This window comes from Burkholderia sp. Bp8984 (assembly GCF_003853755.1).
Taxonomy (GTDB): Bacteria; Pseudomonadota; Gammaproteobacteria; order Burkholderiales; family Burkholderiaceae; genus Burkholderia.
On the sequence record NZ_QTQN01000010.1, the window covers coordinates 156361 to 176900 of the forward strand.

The window sequence follows — 20540 nt, forward strand, 5'->3', positions numbered from 1 at the left end:
GTCGCATCACGGCGACTCGCCGATCCCGCCCATCAGCGTCATCAGCTGCTCTCGCAGCCACTGGCTGCCCTGATCCTGATCGGCGCTGCGATGCCAGTAGCAGAAATATTCGAGCCCCGGCATCTCGAACGGCAGTTCGAGAATCCGCGCGGGGTAGCGCTGCAGCAGCCGCAGCGGCGCCGTCAGCGCGAGGTCGCCGCGCATCGCGATCAGCGGCGCGACCATGTAGTGCTGCACGCGCATCTGGATGTTGCGGCGCAGCCCGAGCCGCGTCAGTTCGGCATCGACGTGCCCGCTGCCCTTGCGGCGGCTCGACACGTGGATGTGCCCCATCGACAGGTAGTCGTCCAGGGTCAGCGTGTCGCCCTTGAACGGGTGGTCGTCGCGGATCATGCACGCGTAGCGGTCGCGCACGAGCAGCGCCTGGTGCAGGTGCGGGTCGCCGATCAGCGGCGCGTCGATCGCGATGTCGACGGAGCCGTTCGCGAGCGCGGTCGCCACTTCGCGGCGGTCCATCGTGTAGCTGCGCACGTGCATGCCGGGCGCATGCGTCTGCAGCAGTTCGCCGAGGGCCGGCAGCAGCAGCGCTTCGGTCAGGTCGCTCATGCTCAACCGGAACACGCGCGCGGACGAAGCGGGGTCGAACACGTCGCCTTCGTGCGCGCTCGAATCGAGCAGCTGCAGCGCTTCGCGCACGCGGCCGACGATGTTCTCGGCCATCGGCGTCGGCATCATCCCGGCCGGCGTGCTGACGAACAGCGGATCGTTCAGCGTCTTGCGCAGCCGCGCCAGCGCGTTGCTGACGGCCGGCTGCGTGAGGTTCAGCACCTCGGCCGCGCGCGTCAGGTTGCGCTTGTTGTAGATCGCCTCGAATACGACGAACAGGTTCAGATCAATCTTCGAAAGGCGCATCGCCGGATCTCCTTGCCGGCATCTTAATACGGCGTGCGTCTCCCGTTCGCCCACGTCGCCGGCTCGCGCGGTGCGCCGCTCAGCCGCGCGGCGGCCGCGTCAGGTACGGTTCGGTCGAGCCGCGCACGGCGTCCTTGATCTCCATGCGCGCGATCGCCTGCAGGTGCACCTCGTCCGGACCGTCGGCGAAGCGCAGCGCGCGGCCCCAGGTCCACAGGTCGGCGAGCGGCGTGTCGGGGCTCAGGCCCGCCGCGCCGAACACCTGCATCGCGCGGTCGCACACGTTCGTATAGACGGTCGGCACGAGCGCCTTGATCATCGAGATTTCCTTGCGCGCCGCCTTCGCGCCGACCTTGTCGATCATCCACGCGGCCTTCAGCACCAGGAGGCGCGCCTGGTCGATCTCGATGCGCGAACGCGCGATCCATTCGCCGATCGTGCCGTGCCGGTTCAGCGGCTTGCCGAACGCCTCGCGCGACTGCGCGCGGTCGATCATCAGTTCCAGCGCGAGCTCGGCCGCGCCGATCGAACGCATGCAGTGGTGGATGCGGCCCGGCCCGAGACGCGCCTGCGCGAGCGCGAAGCCGCTGCCTTCCTCGCCGAGCAGGTTGCGCGCCGGCACGCGCACGTCGTCGAACGTGATCTCGCAGTGCCCTTCGGGCGCGTAGTGATTGACCACCGTGATGTTGCGCACGATAGTCACGCCCGGCGTGTCGCGCGGCACGAGGATCATGCTCTGCTGCTGGTGCGATTCCGCTTCGGGATCGGTCTTGCCCATCACGATGAAGATCTTGCAGTTCGGGTGCGCGGCGTTCGTGATGAACCACTTGCGGCCGTTGATCACGTACTCGTCGCCCACGCGCTCGATGCGTGTCGTGATGTTGGTCGCGTCCGACGATGCGACGTCGGGCTCCGTCATCGCGAACGCCGAACGGATCTCGCCGCGCAAGAGCGGCAGCAGCCACTGTTCGCGCTGCTCGGGCGTCGCGAACATGTGCAGCAATTCCATGTTGCCGGTGTCCGGCGCGTTGCAGTTGAACACCTCCGACGCCCAGCTCACGCGCCCCATGATCTCGGCGAGCGGCGCGTATTCGAGGTTCGTCAGGGCCGTGCCCGGCTCGTCGGCCTTCAGGTGCGGCAGGAACAGGTTCCACAGGCCTTCGGCCTTCGCGCGCTCCTTCAGCGCCTCCATGAACGACACGGGATACTGCCCCGCATGCACTTCTTCGTTCCACTGACGAATGCGCGGCACGATGTGCGCGTCCATGAACGCGCGCACGCGTTCGCGCAATTCTTCCACTTTCGGGGTGTAGCCAAAGTCCATGATCGACTCCTCGAGATTCCGGTTTCCGTTCGTTCGGTTCAGAAGGCCGAGACACCGCCGTCGACGGCGACGGCCTGCCCGGTCAGATAGGTGTTTTCCTTCGCGCACAGCGTGAGCATCGTCGCGACGATTTCCTCGGGCCGGCCGAGCCGCTTCATCGGCGAGCCCTGCGCGAGAAAGTCCTGGCGCGCGCCGAGGTCGCTGTCGGTGACCATCGGCGTCGCGCTGTAGAACGGGCACACCGCGTTCACGCGAATGCCGTGGCGCGCGTATTCGAGCGCGGCCGTCTTCGTGAGCCCGACCACCGCGTGTTTCGACGCCGCATAGGCGGCCAGCTTCGGCGCGCCGCCGAGCCCGGCCATCGACGCGACGTTCAGGATCACGCCTTCGCGCTGCGCGAGCATCTGGCGAATCTGGTGCTTCATCGCGAAGAACACGCCCTTCGCGTTCACCGCGAAGCTCAGGTCGAGATCGGCTTCGTCGGTATCGATCAGCGCCTTCATCGGCGGGGCGATGCCGGCATTGTTGATGCCGACGTCGAGCCGTTCGAAGCCCGCGACCGCCGCCTGGACCAGCAACGCGACGTCGGCTTCGACGCGCACGTCGCAGCGCTGCGCGATCACGTCGGCGCCGGCTGCGCGCAGCCCCGCGGCCACGCGCTCGAGCGCCGCTTCGTTCAGGTCGCCGAGCGCGAGCCGCCCGCCCATCGCGGCCAGTTCGCTCGCGAGCAGCGCACCGAAGCCGCTCGCGGCGCCGGTGATCATCACGGCCTGCCCGGCATAGCTGTCGATTTTCATCGCGCGCTCAGATCGTCAGGCCGCCGTCGACGACGATGCATTCGCCGTTCGTGTAGCTCGCCGCATCGGACACGAGATACAGCACGGTGCCGGCCATCTCGCGCGGCTCCGCGTGGCGGCGCAGCGGGATCTTCGTCATCCAGGTTTCGTAGATGTCCTTGTCGGCGAACAGCGCGCCCGCGAACTTCGTCTTGGTGAGGCCCGGCAGCAGCGCGTTCACGCGGATGCCGAACGGCCCGCACTCCTTCGCGAACGCCTTCGTCATGTTGACGACCGCGGCCTTCGTGATCGAGTAGATGCCTTGCCGGTCGCCCGGCTGCAGCGCATTCACCGACGCGGTGTTGACGATCGCGCCGCCGCCCTGCGCCTTCATCAGCTTGCCGGCCTCGACCGACATGAAGAAGTAGCCGCGGATGTTCACGTCGACGGTCTTTTCGTACGCGGCGAGATCGGTGTCGAGGATGTGCCCGAAATACGGATTCGCGGCCGCGTTGTTCACGAGGATGTCGAGCCGGCCGTGCTTGCCGCGGATCGTCTCGAACGTCGCGGCGATGTCCTCCAGCCGCCCGACGTGGCACGCCAGCGCTTCCGCGCGGCCGCCCGCCGCGACGATTTCGTCCGCCACCGCCTGGCAGTCGTCGAGCTTGCGGCTCGACACGATCACGTGCGCGCCCTGCTGCGCGAGCAGCTTCGCGATTTCCTCGCCGATGCCGCGGCTCGCGCCCGTCACCAGCGCGATCTTGCCCGTCAGGTCGAACAGATTCGTTGCCATGTTGCTGTGCTCCTCCATTGATGTGTTGTCGTGCCGCCGCGCGGCGCTTCCGTCGCGGTCAGCGCTGCGCGTCGATCACGTCGACGGCCATCTCGGCCAGCCGGCCGGCCATCGCGCCGACGCGCAGCGCCTGCTCGCTCGACGCGTTGCCCTGCAGCGCACGCGCCTTCACGCCCTGCGCGATCGCCGCGAGCCGGAAGAAACTGAACGCGAGATAGAAATGCCAGTCGCGGATCGGCTCGATGCCGCGCAGCTCGCAATAGCGCGCGACGATCGCCGCTTCGTCAGGAATGCCGAGTTCCGCACGATCCTGGCCCGCGAGCCCGCGCACCTGGCCGCCCGACGGCAGGCGCAGGCACATGCAGAAATACGCGAGATCGGCGAGCGGGTTGCCGAGCGTCGACAGTTCCCAGTCGAGCACGGCCTGCACGCGATAGCCGTCGCGCGCGAACATCAGGTTGTCGATCCGGAAATCGCCGTGCACCAGCGCGGGCCGGCCGGTGTCCGCCGGGCACGCCTTCGGCAGCCAGTCGATCAGCGTCTCCATCGCGTCGAGGCGCTCGGTTTCCGCCGCGCGATACTGCTTCGTCCAGACGCCGATCTGGCGCTCGAAGTAGTTGCCCGGGCGGCCGTAGTCGGCAAGGCCCACCGCGTCGACGTCCACGTCGTGCAGCGCGGCCATCGTGCGCAGCAGCGCGTCGTAGCAGGTCGCGCGCTCGGCCTTCGGCAGCTCCGGCAGCGCCGGATCCCAGAAGATCCGGCCGTCCTCGAAGCTCATCACGTAGAACAGGCTGCCGATCACGTCGCGGTCTTCGCAGAGGTGATATGGATGCGCGACCGGCACCGCGGTGCCCGACAGCGCACTCAGCACGCGGAATTCGCGATCGACGGCATGCGCGGATTTCAGCAGCTCGCCGGGCGGCTGGCGGCGCAGCACGTAACGGCCGCTCTTCGCGTGCAGCAGGAAGGTCGGGTTCGACTGGCCGCCGGCAAACTTCTCCATGTCGAGCGGGCCTTCGAAACCCGGCACGTGCGCTTCCAGATAGCGCGTGAGGCGGGCTACGTCGAGGGGCTGGGAAGGCTTCGTCATCGTCGCGATCGTTCGTGGGGTCAGCCGTAGGTGCGCCACGTGTGCCGTTCGGGATCCTCGAGATGCGGGATGCCGTTGAACGACGCGAGGTGGAACGCTTCGGCGTTGAAGAAAAACTGCGAAAGACTGCTGTTGCGGATCTGCAGGTTCAGCGCGATCGCGCTCGACGGCGGTGCGGCGAGCACCTGCTGCACGGTCACCGCGATCGGGCCGCCGGAGCTCACCGCGAGCACGCGCTGGCTGCCGCCGCCGCGGATCGCGGCGCGCGCGTCGGCGACGCGCTGCTGGAAATGCGCCCAGGTTTCGGGGGCGGTGTCGCCGAGCCTGTCGTCGGCCCACAGGTGCAGCACCTGCCGCAGCGCGCGAAAGTGCTCCTTCATCGAGCCGGCCGCAAGCCGCGCGATCTCCGGATAGTCGTTCGCCGCCGCCGCGAACAGCCCGTGGAAGTCGTATTCGTTCAGGCCGGGATGGCGGTCGACCGCCACGCCGTCGCGGCCCATTCCGCGCAGGATCGCGGCGACCGTCTGCGCATGCCGGTTCATCGTGCCGCAGATCACGCGATCGAACGTCAGGCCCTGCCCCGCGAAGTATTCGCCGAGCCAGACGCCCTGCTGCTCGCCGGCCGCGGATAGCCGGTCGTAGTCGTCCGTGCCGAACGACGCCTGCCCGTGCCGTACCAGAAAGAGTTCAGCCATTGCCTGCCCGCCTGAGGGGAAACCGAAGGGTCAGCATAGCGACCGGGTCTGCATTTTTGAAATTTATTTTCTGAATCGGACGCTATTCACCCCATGAATTCCCGGTATCCAAACAGTGCGCTTTCGCCGGGTTGCGCCGACGGCCGTGCACTGCGGCACGGGAATTGCGCCACCAGGCACCGTCATGTCGAACAAATTCAGGAGGGGTGCGATGCTCGGTACAATCCTTATCATCGTTCTGATTCTGCTGCTGATCGGGGCATTTCCAGCGTGGCCGCACAGCCGAAGCTGGGGCTACTGGCCATCGGGCTCCCTCGGGCTGATCGTCGTCGTCGTCGTGATACTCGTGCTGCTGGGCCACATCTGAGTGTGACGACGCGTGCCGGTTCAACAGGCACGCGTCGTTCGGTCCGCGCGCCGTGGCTTCTTTACAAACGCCCGCGATGAACGCCAAGCCGGCAATGGCGAGCCGATAGATCGCTCGGCCGCCTGCTTGGTACGCGCCTTCACGAGCGCGTGCGGCGGCCGGACGGCACCAGCCATTCGCGCTTCGCGCCGTAATACCCGGCGATTCCGAGGAACAGCGTCATCACACCAATCACGATGAGCGCGCTGAACGGCGCGTCGAGCATCACGCACACGAACTCGAGCACGAACGCGGCAACCAGCGGCATCAGCAGCAGCCGGAACGAATAGCCGTCGCGGCCGTGCCCCTGGATCCACCATTTCACCGGCTGGAGTTGCCAGAAGCGGTTGTCCCGGTGGCGTGAAAGCCGTTGTTCCATGTCCGTCCATTCCCGACTGTGCGATTGCGCGGCGTCACTGCATCATGACGGCACCGGCGTCGAAACACGTTCGACCCATGCCGTGCGTCGTGTCCGTGCGCGGCCATCCCGCATCATGCCGCAACCGTTCGTGGAAAACCCGCATGGCGCCCCGAGCCGGCACCCGAACGCGGCGAAACCGAACACCGCAGGTTATCAATTGATCGAAAAGATTCAGTAGACGATGCCTCCTCCGGCGCGCGATGCTGGCCCGGCCAGTGAACGCGGCGTCATTGCAACGACGCGCACGAGAATGGAGTGAGACACATGCCGACCGATCACCGTCAACGACGCCATACGCTGTGGCTGCTGTGCGCGCTTTCGTTCATCCTCTACGTCGACCGCGTGAACCTCGCGACCGCGGCCGGCGCGATCAAGGCCGAACTCGGGCTGTCGAACACCGAACTCGGCATCGCGTTCTCCGCGTTCGCGTATTCGTACGCGATCTGCCAGATCTTCGGCGGCTGGATCGCCGACCGCTTCGGCGCCCGCATCACGCTGATCGGCTGCGGGCTGATCTGGGTTGCGTCGACCTTCATGACCGGGCTCGTGCACAGCCTCGCGCTGCTGTTCGCCGCGCGCCTGCTGCTCGGGATCGGCGAAGGCGCGACGCTGCCCGCGCAGGCCCGCGCGATCACGCACTGGTTCACGCGCGAACGGCGCGGCGTCGTGCAGGGCTTCACGCATTCGTTCTCGCGGCTCGGCAACGCGGTCACGCCGCCGATCGTCGCCGCGCTGATGACGTGGCTGTCGTGGCGCGCGGCGTTCTTCGTGATCGGCGCCGTCACGCTGGTGTGGCTCGTCTGGTGGATCGCCGGCTTTCGCGAGTACCCGCTCGGCGACGGCGGCGACAACCGTACGCGCACCGCTGCCGCCGCCCGGCCGGCACCGGCGCCGGGCCCGACGCCGTGGGGCCCGCTGTTCCGCCGGATGGCGCCGACGATCTTCGTGTACTTCTGCTACGGCTGGACCGCCTGGCTGTTCTTCACGTGGCTGCCGACGTTCTTCCTGAACGGCAAGGGCCTCGACCTGAAGTCCACCGCGCTGTTCGCATCCGGCGTGTTCTTCGCGGGCGTCGTCGGCGACACGCTCGGCGGCTGGCTGTGCGACCGCATCTACCGCAAGACCGGCAACCTCGCGCTGTCGCGCCAGAGCGTGATCGTCGCGAGTTTCACCGGCGCGCTCGCCTGCATGCTGCCGCTCGCGTTCGTGCATTCGACGGCCGGCATCGCGCTGTGCCTGTCCGGGTCGTTCCTGTGCCTCGAACTGACGATCGGGCCGATCTGGGCCGTGCCGAGCGATATCGCGCCGACGCACGCGGGCATCGCGAGCGGGATGATGAATGCGGGTTCCGCGATTGCGGGGATCCTGTCGCCGATCCTGTTCGGCTATCTCGTCGACCACACCGGAAGCTGGACGGTGCCGTTCGTCGGGTCGGTCGCGATGCTGCTGATCGGCATCGTCGCCGCGCTGCGGATCCGGCCGGATCGCGCGCTGTCGGCATCGACGCCGTCGCTCGCCGAAGCGCCGGCCGCGCCGTCGGCACGCTGACGCGGGGTGGCGGCGGTTCGCCGCGCGGTATCGGGCTTGGTCCTGCTCGGCGTGGATTGTCCCGACCTGCCCTGATCGCCGTCATCACGCACCGCGAGCGAAGCTCGCCGGTGCGTGACGCCGCAACGTAGCCGCCCCGCCTTCCATCAATCGCCCGCGCCCTGCCCGCCTTCCCGATGGAACAGCGCCAGAAACTGCTGCGCCGGAATGCTCAGCGGCCGATCCCGCCGCACGAGGCTGCCATACGACGGCAGCTTCTGGTCGAGTTCGTAATCGATGATCGCAACCAGCCCGTGCGCCGCGTTGCGCTGCGCGACGGTCAACGGAATCACGCCGAGCATCCGCGAACGGTCGACGAGGTTCATCGTCGTCAGGATCGACCCCGTTTCGACGAGCCCGCGCGGCATCGGCTGGTGACGCGCGCGGAACTCGCGCTCGACCACCTCGCGCGCCGGGCTGCCGGCCGGCTGCAGGATCCACGTGTAATCGAGCAGCGCGTCGAATTCGACCGGCCCCGCGCCCGCGAGCGGATGGTCGCGGCCCGCGATGATCGCGAGCGCCTCGTCGTCCACCACGCGGAAGTCGCAATCGGTGCCGACGTTGCGGCCGATCACCACCTCGAGCACGCCCTCGCGCAACTGCGGCATCAGCCGGTCGCTGGTATCGACCGCGATGTCGATCGCCAGCAGCGGATAGCGCGCCTTCAGCTGCACCAGCGCCTCGGTGAGCCGCCCCGGCGACGCCGCCATGATGCTGCCGATCGCGAGCCGCCCCGCGCTGCCGAGCTGCAGCTCGCCGAGCTCGCGATTGAGCGCCTCCATGCTGCCGCGAATCCCGCGGAAATAGCCGAGCACGCGCTCGCCGGCCGGGTTCAGCACGAGCCCGCGCCCGACACGATCGAAGAGGCGCTGGCCGAGCGCGCTTTCCAGTTCGGCCAGCATCTTCGTCGCGGCCGGCTGAGTGAGGCCGAGCTGCCCGGCCGCCGCGCGCAGCGTCGAGCATTCATCCACCGCGAGCAGCAGCGCGATCTGCCGCATCCGCAGCCGGTTCAGCAATTGGGGAGTCGAGTCTCGTCGATCGATCGAGCCCATTTCGATTACTCCAGGTTATCGATTCATCAAGAGTTTTCAATTTACCGACTCATTCCGTCTACCTAGCATGAACCCCATACACCAACGGCCACACGCCGCCACCGGAGACACCGCATGAACATGCAACCGCCCGCCGCCCGCCACGGAGACGCCGCATGACGACCGCCGCCGCCGTGCCCGCCGCTGCACTGCCCGCCGCTTCACTGCCCGTCGTCGCGCTGACCCTCGGCGACCCCGCCGGCATCGGCGCCGAACTGATCGCGAAACTGCTCGCGCGGCCCGACGCGACGTCCCGCGCGAACCTCGTGCTGATCGGCGACCGCTGGCTGTGGGAAGCCGGCCAGCGCGTCGCCGGCGTGACGGTCGACGTCGAACCCGTCGCGTCGCTCGCCGCCGTGCGCGGCCGGCCGTCCACCGCGCGCGCCGCGTTCGTCGCGCTCGACACGATCGATCGCGCGCAGGTCACCGTCGGCCAGCCCGGCGCGGCCGGCGGCCGCTCGACGTTGACCGTGCTCGACCGGTGCCTCGACGCCGCGCTCGCCGGCGACATCGACGCGATCTGCTTCGCGCCGCTGAACAAGTACGCGATGAAGCTCGGCGGGCTCCGGCACGACGACGAGCTGCACCACTTCGCCGCCGCGCTCGGCGTGACCGGCTACTTCTGCGAATTCAACACGCTCGGCGAGCTGTGGACCGCGCGCATCTCGTCGCATATTCCGCTGAAGGATGCGGCGGCCCAGCTGAGCGTCGCGCGAATCGAACAGGCATCCGAACTGATCTACCGGTCGCTGCTCGCGAACGGCGTCGCGGCGCCGAAGATCGCGATCGCCGCGTTCAACCCGCACGGCGGCGACGGCGGCAGCTGCGGCCGCGAGGAAGTCGACATCATCGAGCCGGCCGTGCGCAAGCTGCAGTCGCGCGACTGGCCGACCGACGCGCCGTTCCACGGCCCGTTCCCCGCCGACACGATCTTCCTGAAGGCGCAGGCCGGCGACTACCAGGCGATCGTCACGATGTACCACGACCAGGGGCAGATCGCGATCAAGCTGCTCGGCTTCTCGCGCGGCGTGACCGTGCAGGGCGGGCTGCCCGTGCCGATCACGACGCCCGCGCACGGCACCGCGTACGACATCGCGGGCCGCGGCACGGCCGACGTCGGCGCGACCTGGCAGGCGCTGCAGATCGCCTGCCGCATGGGCGCCGCGCGCCGCACCTCCACCGTTTCGGCGTGACGCTCGCGCGCCAGCCGCACACGACACACACACGACAACATCGATTCCAGGAGACACCAACATGAAGATCCGCTCCGTGCGCGCCCGCGTATTCCAGTGGAAAGGCAAGACCGTTCCGCCGCAGGGCAACTTCTGCTCGAACGCGATGGACCTGCTGTACGCGCCGCAGGAAACCATGAGCACGTTCCGCTTCCATGCGTGGACGGTCGTGGAAGTCGAGACCGACGACGGCATCGTCGGCCTCGGCAACGTCGCGCTCGCGCCGCACGTCGCGAAGGCGATCATCGACCAGTACCTCGCGCCGCTCGTGATCGGCCAGGACCCGTGGGACTACGAGTACCTGAACCAGCGGATGTACCGCGCGACCCACGCATGGGGCCGCAAGGGCATCGGCATGGCGGCAATCTCGGCGGTCGACATCGCGATCTGGGACATCCTCGGCAAGAGCGTCGGCAAGCCGGTGTTCAAGCTGCTCGGCGGCCGCACCAAGGAGAAGATCCCCTGCTACTACTCGAAGCTCTACCGCACCGACCTGAAGGCGATGCAGGAGGAAGCGCAGCAATACCTGAAGGAAGGCTTCCGCGCGTTCAAGATGCGCTTCGGCTACGGGCCCGCGCACGGCCAGCAGGGCGTGGTGGAGAACCTGAAGTCGGTCGCGGCGATCCGCGAGGTGATCGGCTACGACAACGACCTGATGCTCGAGTGCTACATGGGCTGGAACCTCGAGTATGCGAAGCGCATCCTGCCGAAGCTCGAGAAGTACCAGCCGCGCTGGCTCGAGGAGCCGGTGATCGCCGACGACATCGACGGCTACGCGGAGCTGAACCGGCTGACGAGCATTCCAATCTCGGGCGGCGAGCACGAGTTTTCGCTGTACGGCTTCAAGCAGCTGCTCGACCGCAAGGCCGTGTCGGTCGTGCAGTACGACACGAACCGCGTCGGCGGGATCACGATGGCGCACAAGATCAACGCGCTGTGCGAGGCGTATAGCGTGCCGGTGATTCCGCATGCGGGCCAGATGCACAACTATCACCTGACGATGAGCACGCTCGCATCGCCGATGAGCGAGTACTTCCCGATGTTCGACGTGGAAGTCGGCAACGAGCTGTTCTATTACATCTTCGACGGCGAGCCGGTGGCCGAGAACGGCTTCCTGCAGCTGCGCGACGACGTCCCGGGCCTCGGTCTCACGCTGAAGACCGAGTTCCTCGACCAGTTCGACATCGTCGAGTGAGGCCGCCCATGCACGCACGCTACAAGGGCGTCTTTCCGGTCGCGCCGACGATCTTCGACGCGCACGGCGCGCTCGACCTCGACGGCCAGCGCCGCTGCCTCGACTTCATGATCGATGCCGGCTCGCAAGGCATCTGCATTCACGCGAACTACTCGGAGCAGTTCGCGCTCGGCGACGACGAACGCGACCTCATCACGCGCACGACGCTCGAGCACGTCGCCGGCCGCGTGCCGGTGATCGTCACGACGTCGCACTTCAGCGCGCGGATCTGCGCGGAACGCAACCGCCGCGCACAGGCACTCGGTGCCGCGATGGTGATGGTGATGCCGCCGTATCACGGCGCGACGTTCCGCGTGCCCGACGCATCGATCCGCGCGTTCTTCCGCGAAATCGCCGACGGCCTCGACATTCCGCTGATGATCCAGGACGCGCCCGCGAGCGGCGTCGCGCTGCCGGCGTCGCTGCTCGCGACGCTCGCGCGCGAGATCGACGCCGTGTCGTACTTCAAGATCGAGACGCCCGGCGCGGCGTCGAAGCTGCGCGAGCTGATCGCGCTCGGCGGCGATGCGATCGAAGGGCCGTGGGACGGCGAGGAAGGCATCACGCTGCTCGCCGACCTCGATGCCGGCGCGACCGGCGCGATGACGGGCGGCGGTTATCCGGACGGCATCCGCCGCATCACCGACGCGTATTTCGCCGGACGCCGCGACGAAGCGTGCGAGCAATACGCGCGCTGGCTGCCGCTGATCAACTACGAGAACCGCCAGTCGGGCTTCCTGACCGCGAAGGCGCTGCTGAAGGAAGGCGGCGTGATCGCGTGCGACCGGCCGCGCGCGCCCTGGCCCGAACTGCATCCGCAGGTGCGTGCTGGCCTGCTCGACGCGGCACGGCGGCTCGATCCGCTCGTGCTGCGCTGGGGCCGCTAGCCATCGTTTCGTACCCGCAACGCGCGTTGCGTTGCGCATCGGCGTGACGGCGGCCCGACAGAAGGCCGCCGCCGCTCATCACATGGATCGGAGACACCATGACTCTGCTGAACCCCGCCACCCCGGCCTATGAAGCCGGCGATGCCATTCCGCGCCGCCGCTGGCTGCGCGTGATTCCGCCGCTGCTGCTCGCCTGCATCGTTTCGTACATGGACCGCGTGAACATCGCGTTCGCGATGCCGGGCGGGATGAACGCCGAACTCGGCATGAACGCGACGATGGCCGGCCTCGCCGGCGGCATCTTCTTCTTCGGCTACCTGTTCCTGCAGATTCCGGGCGGCCGGCGCGCCGCGCTCGGCAGCGGCAAGAAGTTCATCGCGTGGTCGCTCGTGAGCTGGGCCGTGCTGTCGGTGCTGACCGGGCTCGTCACCCATACGTGGCAACTTTTGACGCTGCGCTTCCTGCTCGGCGTGGCGGAAGGCGGGATGCTGCCGGTCGTGCTGACGATGGTCAGCCACTGGTTTCCCGACCGCGAACGCGGCCGCGCGAACGCGATGGTCATCATGTTCGTGCCGCTCGCCGGCATGATCACCGCGCCGCTGTCCGGCTTCATCCTCGCTGCATACGACTGGCGTCACCTGTTCTACAGCGCCGGCGCGCTGTCGCTGCTGTGCCTGTTCGCGTGGCTGATGTTCGCCGACGACAGCCCGGAAACCGCGCGCTGGGTGTCGCCGCGCGAGAAGGCGTACATCCTCGACGCGCTGCGCGACGAACAGGCGCGCAAGCAGGCCGCCGGCACGCCGGCCGCCGCGTCGTTCGGCGCGATACTGCGCAACCCGACGATCTGGCTGCTGATCGCGATCAACTTCTGCTATCAGGTCGGCATCTACGGCTATACGATGTGGTTGCCGACGCTGCTGAAAAACCTCACGCACGGCGGAATGGGCAAGGTCGGCCTGCTCGCGATGCTGCCGTATGTCGCGATGGTGATCGGGATGTTCGCCACGTCGTATTTGTCGGACCGGACCGGCAAGCGGCGCCTGTTCGTGCTGCTGCCGCTCGTCGGCTTTGCCGCGTGCCTCGCGCTGTCGGTGCTCACGCATGCGTCGATGATCGTGTCGTTCGCGTTCCTGATCGGCTGCGGCTTCTTCCTGCAGGCGGCGGCCGGCGTGTTCTGGGCGATTCCGCCGAAGCTGTGCAGCGTCGAGACGGCCGGCAGCGCGCGCGGCCTGATCAACGCGCTCGGCAACCTCGGCGGCTTCTGCGGCCCGTATGCGGTCGGCGTGCTGACCCAGCACGTGAGCGCGGCCGCCGGCGTGTACAGCCTCGCCGTCACGCTCGCGGTGGCCGGCCTGCTCGCGCTGACGCTGCCCAGGCGCTGCGAAGACTGACCGGACACGCGAACGAATCAACGGAGACACACCATGAACGACATCCTGTTGCTGGTGCAGAAATGCGCCCACACCTTCAGCTTCTACGACCTCGAGACGAAAGCCGCGCTCAAGCACATCGTGCTGCCGAACTTCCCGCACGAGTTCACCGTCGACGTGAACGACCGCTTCGCGTACGTCGGCATCTTCGGGATCGAGACCGCGTGGTCGCGCGGCCATGAAGGCGATCACCGGATCGCCGAGATCGACCTCGTCGAGCGCACGCACACGCGCATGCTCGACCTGTGGCCGTACTACCGGCCGCACGGGATGGCGGCCGATCGCGACGGCCGGCTGTACGCGATGAGCGAGGCGCACGACATGCTGCTCGTGTTCGACGCGCCGACCCGGCAGGCCGTGCCGAACATGGCCGTACCGTCCGGCGGCGTGAAGACGCACCTCGTGACGCTCACGCGCGATGCGAGCCGCGCGTACGGCGTGCACCTGCTGTCGAACACGGTCACGCAATTCCATCCGCGCGACGCGACCGTCGCGCCGCGTGCGGTGATGCCCGGCCCGCGTCCCGAAGGCAATGCGCTGTCGAGCGACGAGCGCACGCTGTTCGTCGCGAATCGCGGCGACGACACGCTCGTCGAGATCGACACCGACACGATGACCTGCGGCCGCCGCGTGAAGACCCGCAGCGATCCCAACCGCATCTACCGCACCACCGCGCCGGACGGCCGCGACCTGCTGCTGCTGACCAATTCCGGCGAGCGGTCGATCTCGGTGTTCGATGCACGGCAACTTGAGGAAATCGAACGCGTCGCGCTGCCCGCGAACCCGACCGCGCTGTCGTTCCATCCGTCGCGGCGCGTCGCGTACGTGTCGTTCCAGGACGACTACGTGCGCGAACTCGATCTCGATGCGTGGCGGTTCGTCGGTGCATTGCCGACGCTGCGCGAACCGGATGCGTCGTATGTGCTCGCCGGCACGCGCTGAGCGGCGCGACGACGCACCGCCGCCCGACGCGATGCCGGCGGCGCTCGTCGACGCGCATCACCACCTTTGGCAGCTCGGCGCGGGCGCGCACTACCCGTGGCTGCAGGACCGGTACGATCCGGCGCACTTCATGTTCGGCGACTACGCGGCGCTGTGCCGCGATTTCGGCGTGGACGACTACCGGCACGCCGCGCAACGCGCGCCGCTCGTCGCGAGCGTGCACGTCGAGGCCGAACGGGCGCGCGACGAGGCGCTCGCGGAGACACGCTGGCTGCACGAGGTCGCGGCCGCGCACGGGCTGCCGTCGGCCGTCGTCGCGTGGGTCGACCTGCTGGCCGACGACGCGCACGAGCGGCTCGCCGAACAGGCCGCGTGGCCGCGTGTGCGCGGCGTGCGGTTCAAGCCGCGCACCGCTGCGTCGCCGGACGCGGCCGTCGACGGGCCCGCCACGCTGCGCGACCCGCGCTGGCCGGCCGCGCTGGAACGCCTGGCCGCGCATGGCCTGAGCTGGGACCTGCGCGTGCCGTTCTGGCATCTCGGCGACGCGGCCGCGCTGCTGGCCGATGCGCCCGGCGTCGACGTCGTGCTCGAACATGCCGGGCTGCCGTGGGACCGCTCGCGCGCGGGGCTCGCGCGCTGGCGCAGCGGCATGGAAGCGCTCGCAGCCTCGCCGCGCGTGACCGTCAAGATCTCCGAACTCGGCTTGCGCGATGCGGCGTGGAACGACGCGGACAACGCGCGGATCATCCGCGACACGATCGCGATATTCGGCTGGCAGCGCTGCCTGTTCGCGAGCAATTTTCCGGTGGCGGGGTTGCGGGTGTCGTATCCGGCGCTGCTGCGCACGTTCGCTCGCGCGATGGCAGACCTCGACGATGCGGCGCGCCGTGCGATCTGGCATGACAACGCGATGCGTGTGTACCGGATCGCGTGAGCGGGCTTGACGCATCGGCCGGACGGCCGGAATCGTACGTATCCGGTTGACCGCAGGATGATTCGAAAAGTATACGAAAGCATTGCGCTTCGCGCGTCGATGGCCTTTCGAGTCAACCCATCCGGCATGATCAACCGCAACGGAAACACGGCCGGCTTCGCCGCGGCCGGTACACTTGGCGACATGAGCCACTTTCGCATTACCTATGACGGGCCGGCACTCGAATCGTCCGAAATGGACGTGCGGGAACTCGCGCCCGCCCTTCTCGCCGTCGGCGACTTGCTCGAGGCCTCGGCCAAGGCGCTCTGCGGAGACCAGGTTCGGCCACAGGTGAACGTCCGGGGCAGCTTCAAGACCGGCAGCTTCGGCATCGACTTCACGCTCGCGACCTCGCTCCTCGGCAGAATGCGCGACATGCTGAGCGGCAGCGAAGGCGCGGCACTCGCCAATGCCGTCACGATTCTGACCGCGCTCGGCATTGCCGGTCCGAAAGTCGGAAAGGGCCTGTTCGCGGTACTCAAGTGGTTGCGCGGCCGCCCGATCCAGCGCGTCCGGATGAACGAACGCACCGCCGTGCTGCACGTCGATGGCGAAACGCTCGAGATCGAACTGTCCGTCCTCACCCTGCTGCGGGACGTGAGTGTCCGCGAGGCGACCACCCGTGCGCTCATGCCGCTTTCGCGCGACGGCGTGACGATTTTCTCGGCCGGCACCGACACGGACGTGTTCGAGACCGTCACCCGGGACGAGGTCGACTGGTTCCGCGTACCCGAGCAAGCCGACGTACCGATCCTCGACGAGCATCGCAAGATGGCGTTTTCGATCGTGTCGCTCGCGTTCAAGGACGACAACAAATGGCGTCTCTACGACGGTGCCGCCACGATCCACGCCGCGATCACCGATGCGAATTTCCTGAATTGCGTGGACAACAACCAGATCAGCTTCAGCAAGGGCGACGTACTCGTCTGCAGCGTGCGCGTACAGCAGTGGCAGACCGCCGACGGAGCCAAGACCGAATACGAGGTCACGAACGTCCTCGAGCATCGTCCGGCCGCGCGGCAAATCCAGTTGCCCGGCCTTTGACCGGCATGCCGCGCTCGTGAATCATGCGCTGCATGCCATCGAACCCGCTCTCGAACGCGCTCCGACCATGCCCCCTGCGATCCGCCTGCGCCCGGCGTCTGCCGCCGACCTGCCGTTCCTGCTGAGGCTGCGCCAGCTCACGATGACCGAGCATCTGCAACGCGTCGGCGCACCCACCGACGACGCAGCGCACCACCAGCGCATCGCGACGCATTTCGACGATGCGTTGATCGTCTGCGAAGGCACGGATGCCGATGCCGACTCGATCGGCTTGCTGAAGGTGACGCGCGCCGCCGGGGAATGGCAAGTCCACCAGATCCAGATCCTCCCGTCGCGACAGGGTCGAGGCATCGGCGAAGCCGTGCTGCGCGAACTGCTGAGCGAAGCCGCGCGCGAGCCCGTGCCCGTATCGCTCAGCGTTCTGCACGGCAACCCGGCGCTGCGCCTCTACGAGCGGCTCGGGTTCCGGCTCCTGTCCGAAACGGACAGCAGCGCGAACCTGATATGGCACGCATGACGCCGCGCGGCCCGGCCGGCCGCACACGAGGCGCACCGAATGCCGCCGACGCAGCCCCCCGCCGCACGCCTCGCAAAAAAACACGGGCCCTCCCGCCGGGAGGGCCCGCTTGCAGACCGTCCAGCCGGACGATCAGTCGTCGTCGCGGCTCGCCACCTTCTGCGTCACGCCCCTGAGCTTCGGATACGGCTGCGATCCCATCATGCCCTTCCACAACACGCGGTTGAACTGATCCGCCGGCACCTCGTCGGCATCGTCGAAGTCGAACTTCGCCGTCACCTTCGCCCAGTACGCCGCGTCATGCTTCGGCGTGACGTCCGGCCCGGCCGCGTAATGCGGGAGATTCTCGCCCGCCCCGTCGGCCAGGCGCAGCCCGGTGCCCTTCAGCGCCGTCGACGCGACGGCCGTGTAGGTCCACGACGCCGGGCCGTGCACGTCGAACACGTCGGTCATCGGCCGCTGGTACGCGGTATTCAGGTTCATGTGCTGCGTGCCGAGCACGTCCTCGATGGTGCGCAGCGCATTGACCTGGCTGTAGCGCGTCCGGATCACCGCGCCCTGCTTCACGTACGGCCCGACGATGTACGCGGGCCCGCGATGCGAATCCACGTGGTCGGGGCCGTCCTGCACGTCGTCCTCGGTCACGACGATCAGCGTGTCGTTCGCATACGGGCTCTTCGCGACGGCTTCGACCAGCCGGCCGACCGCCAGGTCGTTGTCCGCCTGCTGCGTCTCCGGCGTGTTCACGCCGGCGAGCGCCGTGCCGAACGCCCCCATGTGATCGTGCGACAGGCGCACCAGCGACAGCGTCGGCAGGTTGCCGCCCACGACGTACTGGTCGAACTCGCGTTTCCACTCGTTGAGGCGCCACTGGTCCGGATAGTTCTGGTCGAACCCGCGGAAATACACGTCCGTCATCGACGCGAGCCGCGGGTCGAGCGCCGCAGCCTGGACGACGCCGGCCGCGTGCGGATCGACGATCGGGTTCGCGGCCGTACCGATGCTGCCGACGTTGTTCACGAGGAAGCCGTAGTTGCGTACCGTGCCGCCGCCGGCCAGCACCGCGTCGAAGATGTAGCCGCGCTGGCGGCCGAACGGCGCGTCGGACGACGCATGGTTGCCGGTGCCCGGAAGCAGGTTCGCCGCGCCGCCCGGCAGGGTGGCGGCCGCGTTGCTGTAGTTCGTGGTGCCGGCCGGGCCTGCCGCCGCATCGCGCTGCTGCACCGTCTCCCAGTTCACCGGCACGTTGCGGTTCGTGCCCTCGCTCTCGTACGACAGGCCGCGATTGACCGCCGCGTAGTTGATCTGCTGGGTGATCGTCTCGGTGTTGGTGACGCGCCCCTGCAGCGCCCACGACCAGCCGTCCATGCTGCCGTCGCCCGGGTTCATGAAGTTGTCGAGCGTCACGAACTGGCTCGCCAGGCGATGGAAGTTCGGCGTGATGTTCCGGCCGAACTGGGCGAGCTTCGGATCGCCGTTGGCGCCGTTGCCGATGTCGCCGAGCACCTGGTCGAACGTGCGGTTTTCCTTCACGACGTAGATCACGTGCTTGATGTGGCGGCGCAGGAAGCCCATCACTTCGTTGTCCCTGTCGTTGTCTTCCGGGCGATAGAAGTTGTTGCGCGCGGCCTGCTGCGTCAGCGTCGGCAACTCGTGGGCCGCCGGCACCGGCGCGCTCACGAGCGACGCGCGCTCGAGCTGGAACTGGTATTCGTTCGACGCGCGCGACGCGGCGGCCTGCGCGGGCGTCGCGCCGAACAGGTGGTCCGGGTTCGGGCCGGTGGTGCTCTTGCCGTTCACCACGTACATCCACGTGCCGTCGGCGCTGAACGTCACGTCGTGCGGCTCGAACGCGGTCGGAATCAGGCCGGTGACGCGATACGCGCGCTCCCCGACGAGCGGGATCACGGCAATTTCGTTCGCGCCGGCATTGGTCGCATACAGCGTGCGGCCATCGCGCGACAGCGTGACCGCGTACGTCGCCGCGCCCGTGTGCGCCTGGCCGTGCGCCAGCACGCCGGCCGGCGCGCGCGCGTCGATCCGGGTCACGACCGCGTTGGTGTTCGTGTCGATCACCGCGACCTGGTCGGCGTTGTCCTGCGCGACGAACAGCCTCGATTGCGACGCGTCGAGCGTCATGCCGAGCGCATTGCCGTCCAGCTTGATGCGCTTGAGCAGGCGGCCGCGGGACGGCGACGACACGTCGATCGCGACGATCTCGCGATCGCGATCCGACGACACGTACGCGATGCCGTTGCCCTTCATCGCGACGGCGAACGGGAACGTGCCGCCGGCGTCGCCGCTGCGGCCTTCGTTGCCGGAGAAGAACGGCCGCAGGTCGTGCTCGTAACGCACGTTGCGGGTCGCGGTATCGATCACGCTGATCGAGTCGTTGTAGTTGTTCGCGACGACGAGCGTCTTGCCGTCGGCCGACAGCGCGAGCCCGGCCGCGTTCGGCTGCACGCGGATGCCGACGCCCTTGCCGGCGTGGCCGAGCGCGATCGTCGTCGACAGCGCCCACGCGCCGCCCTGCTGCGCGTAGACGTAGACCGCATCGTCGCTGCCGCCGGTCGCATAGAGCGTGCTCCCGTCATGCGAAAACGCCAGGCCGACGAACGCGTTGGTCTGCTGAAGCACCTGCCTGAGCACCGGGCGCGTCTTGTTCGCGCCCGCGACGTCGTACAGGAAGATGAATTGCGTCGAGGCCGCGGTGTCGACCGAACCGTCCGGCTTGTACAGCGAGTTCTGGCCGGCGGTGATGATCGCCAGCGTCTTGCCGTCCGGGCTCAGTTGCGAGCGCACGGCTTCTCCCGCGACGAAATGCGGATAGGCCGGCAGTCCGGGATTCAGGAATTGCTGGACTGCACCGCGCACGGCGAGCGGCGTGACGAACTGACCGCTCGGCACGCGGGCGGCATCGGCAGCGTCGAAACCGTCCGCATGCGCGTGCGACGCAAGCAACACGGCCGACATGACGGCTCCGAGTCGGAGCGCGCGCTTGACCTGGCTATTTTTCATAGGAATCCTCTGTACTGATGGGGCGATTACCGTCTGACGTGTCCGGCATGATCCTGGCGTTGTCTGCCCATGTCGCACGGCGGCGAGGGCCCTTGCCAGTCGATCGAGTGCATTGCGTCGACGATCGCCGACGTGCCGGCATTACATCGCCGCCCAATGTCAAGCGGA

20 protein-coding genes are annotated in these 20540 nt (G+C 68.0%); 11 read left to right on the forward strand and 9 right to left on the reverse strand.

All coding sequences use genetic code 11. From position 1 onward, the window contains the following. Window positions 1-6 precede the first annotated feature (6 nt). The 6 genes from DID98_RS13375 to DID98_RS13400 all read right to left on the reverse strand — a co-directional run bounded on the left by DID98_RS13375 (window position 7) and on the right by DID98_RS13400 (window position 5590). Window positions 7-912: a LysR family transcriptional regulator gene (locus DID98_RS13375; RefSeq protein WP_124520962.1), complete on the reverse strand. Its 906-nt coding sequence runs from the start codon at window positions 910-912 to the stop codon at window positions 7-9. Window positions 913-991: 79 nt separating this feature from the next. After that, a complete protein-coding gene (locus DID98_RS13380; RefSeq protein ID WP_124520964.1) occupies window positions 992-2236 on the reverse strand; it encodes an acyl-CoA dehydrogenase family protein in 1245 nt (414 codons plus the stop codon). Between the two features lie 38 nt (window positions 2237-2274). Next, window positions 2275-3033 (reverse strand): SDR family NAD(P)-dependent oxidoreductase, encoded by a 759-nt coding sequence (locus DID98_RS13385; protein ID WP_124520966.1) that lies wholly within the window; start codon window positions 3031-3033, stop codon window positions 2275-2277. Between the two features lie 7 nt (window positions 3034-3040). Then, the gene (locus tag DID98_RS13390) at window positions 3041-3805 is read right to left on the reverse strand and encodes an SDR family oxidoreductase (protein ID WP_044848813.1); all 765 of its coding nucleotides are present in this window, start codon (window positions 3803-3805) and stop codon (window positions 3041-3043) included. 58 nt (window positions 3806-3863) lie between these two features. Next, window positions 3864-4895, reverse strand: coding sequence for a phosphotransferase (locus DID98_RS13395; protein WP_124520968.1), 1032 nt, complete (start codon window positions 4893-4895; stop codon window positions 3864-3866). Window positions 4896-4915: 20 nt separating this feature from the next. Further along, on the reverse strand, window positions 4916-5590 hold the full coding sequence (locus DID98_RS13400; protein ID WP_124520970.1) for a histidine phosphatase family protein: 675 nt from the start codon (window positions 5588-5590) through the stop codon (window positions 4916-4918). Window positions 5591-5801: 211 nt separating this feature from the next. On the opposite strand from DID98_RS13400, the gene DID98_RS13405 reads away from it, so the two are divergent. Further along, a complete protein-coding gene (locus DID98_RS13405; RefSeq protein ID WP_124520972.1) occupies window positions 5802-5957 on the forward strand; it encodes a DUF3309 family protein in 156 nt (51 codons plus the stop codon). Window positions 5958-6096: 139 nt separating this feature from the next. Here DID98_RS13405 and DID98_RS13410 read toward each other — a convergent pair whose 3' ends face one another. After that, window positions 6097-6375 (reverse strand): hypothetical protein, encoded by a 279-nt coding sequence (locus DID98_RS13410; RefSeq protein ID WP_185500433.1) that lies wholly within the window; start codon window positions 6373-6375, stop codon window positions 6097-6099. On the opposite strand from DID98_RS13410, the gene DID98_RS13415 reads away from it, so the two are divergent. Beyond that, a complete protein-coding gene (locus DID98_RS13415; protein WP_124520974.1) occupies window positions 6374-6595 on the forward strand; it encodes a hypothetical protein in 222 nt (73 codons plus the stop codon). The two genes, DID98_RS13410 and DID98_RS13415, sit on opposite strands and share 2 nt — an antisense overlap. 86 nt (window positions 6596-6681) lie before the next feature. Then, window positions 6682-7965, forward strand: coding sequence for an MFS transporter (locus DID98_RS13420; protein ID WP_124520976.1), 1284 nt, complete (start codon window positions 6682-6684; stop codon window positions 7963-7965). Window positions 7966-8111: 146 nt separating this feature from the next. Here the strand turns inward: DID98_RS13420 and DID98_RS13425 are convergent, their stop codons facing one another. Further along, entirely contained in the window at window positions 8112-9056 is a 945-nt protein-coding gene (locus DID98_RS13425) for a LysR family transcriptional regulator (RefSeq protein ID WP_124487121.1), read from the reverse strand. Window positions 9057-9211: 155 nt separating this feature from the next. Between DID98_RS13425 and DID98_RS13430 the strand changes: the two genes are divergently transcribed. The 8 genes from DID98_RS13430 (at window position 9212) to DID98_RS13465 (ending at window position 17354) form a co-directional block, all read left to right on the forward strand. Continuing rightward, the gene (locus tag DID98_RS13430) at window positions 9212-10288 is read left to right on the forward strand and encodes a 4-hydroxythreonine-4-phosphate dehydrogenase PdxA (protein WP_124520978.1); all 1077 of its coding nucleotides are present in this window, start codon (window positions 9212-9214) and stop codon (window positions 10286-10288) included. Between the two features lie 61 nt (window positions 10289-10349). After that, window positions 10350-11522 carry an L-rhamnonate dehydratase gene (locus DID98_RS13435; RefSeq protein ID WP_124487123.1) on the forward strand — a complete coding sequence of 391 codons (1173 nt, stop codon included), beginning with the start codon at window positions 10350-10352 and terminating at the stop codon, window positions 11520-11522. 8 nt (window positions 11523-11530) lie between these two features. Next, a complete protein-coding gene (locus tag DID98_RS13440) occupies window positions 11531-12448 on the forward strand; it encodes a dihydrodipicolinate synthase family protein (RefSeq protein ID WP_124520979.1) in 918 nt (305 codons plus the stop codon). Between the two features lie 98 nt (window positions 12449-12546). Then, window positions 12547-13839, forward strand: a complete 1293-nt coding sequence (locus DID98_RS13445) for an MFS transporter (RefSeq protein ID WP_124487125.1) — start codon at window positions 12547-12549, stop codon at window positions 13837-13839. A 33-nt stretch (window positions 13840-13872) separates the two neighbouring features. Further along, window positions 13873-14820, forward strand: a complete 948-nt coding sequence (locus DID98_RS13450) for a YncE family protein (RefSeq protein ID WP_044847506.1) — start codon at window positions 13873-13875, stop codon at window positions 14818-14820. After that, window positions 14798-15754, forward strand: a complete 957-nt coding sequence (locus DID98_RS13455) for an amidohydrolase (protein WP_124520980.1) — start codon at window positions 14798-14800, stop codon at window positions 15752-15754. The genes DID98_RS13450 and DID98_RS13455 overlap by 23 nt, the downstream gene beginning before the upstream one ends. Before the next feature lie 126 nt (window positions 15755-15880). Continuing rightward, on the forward strand, window positions 15881-16837 hold the full coding sequence (locus DID98_RS13460) for a hypothetical protein (protein ID WP_124520981.1): 957 nt from the start codon (window positions 15881-15883) through the stop codon (window positions 16835-16837). A gap of 67 nt (window positions 16838-16904) precedes the next feature. Further along, window positions 16905-17354: an N-acetyltransferase gene (locus DID98_RS13465; protein ID WP_124520982.1), complete on the forward strand. Its 450-nt coding sequence runs from the start codon at window positions 16905-16907 to the stop codon at window positions 17352-17354. A gap of 132 nt (window positions 17355-17486) precedes the next feature. Here DID98_RS13465 and DID98_RS13470 read toward each other — a convergent pair whose 3' ends face one another. Beyond that, on the reverse strand, window positions 17487-20372 hold the full coding sequence (locus tag DID98_RS13470; RefSeq protein ID WP_124520983.1) for a beta-propeller fold lactonase family protein: 2886 nt from the start codon (window positions 20370-20372) through the stop codon (window positions 17487-17489). Window positions 20373-20540 lie beyond the last annotated feature (168 nt).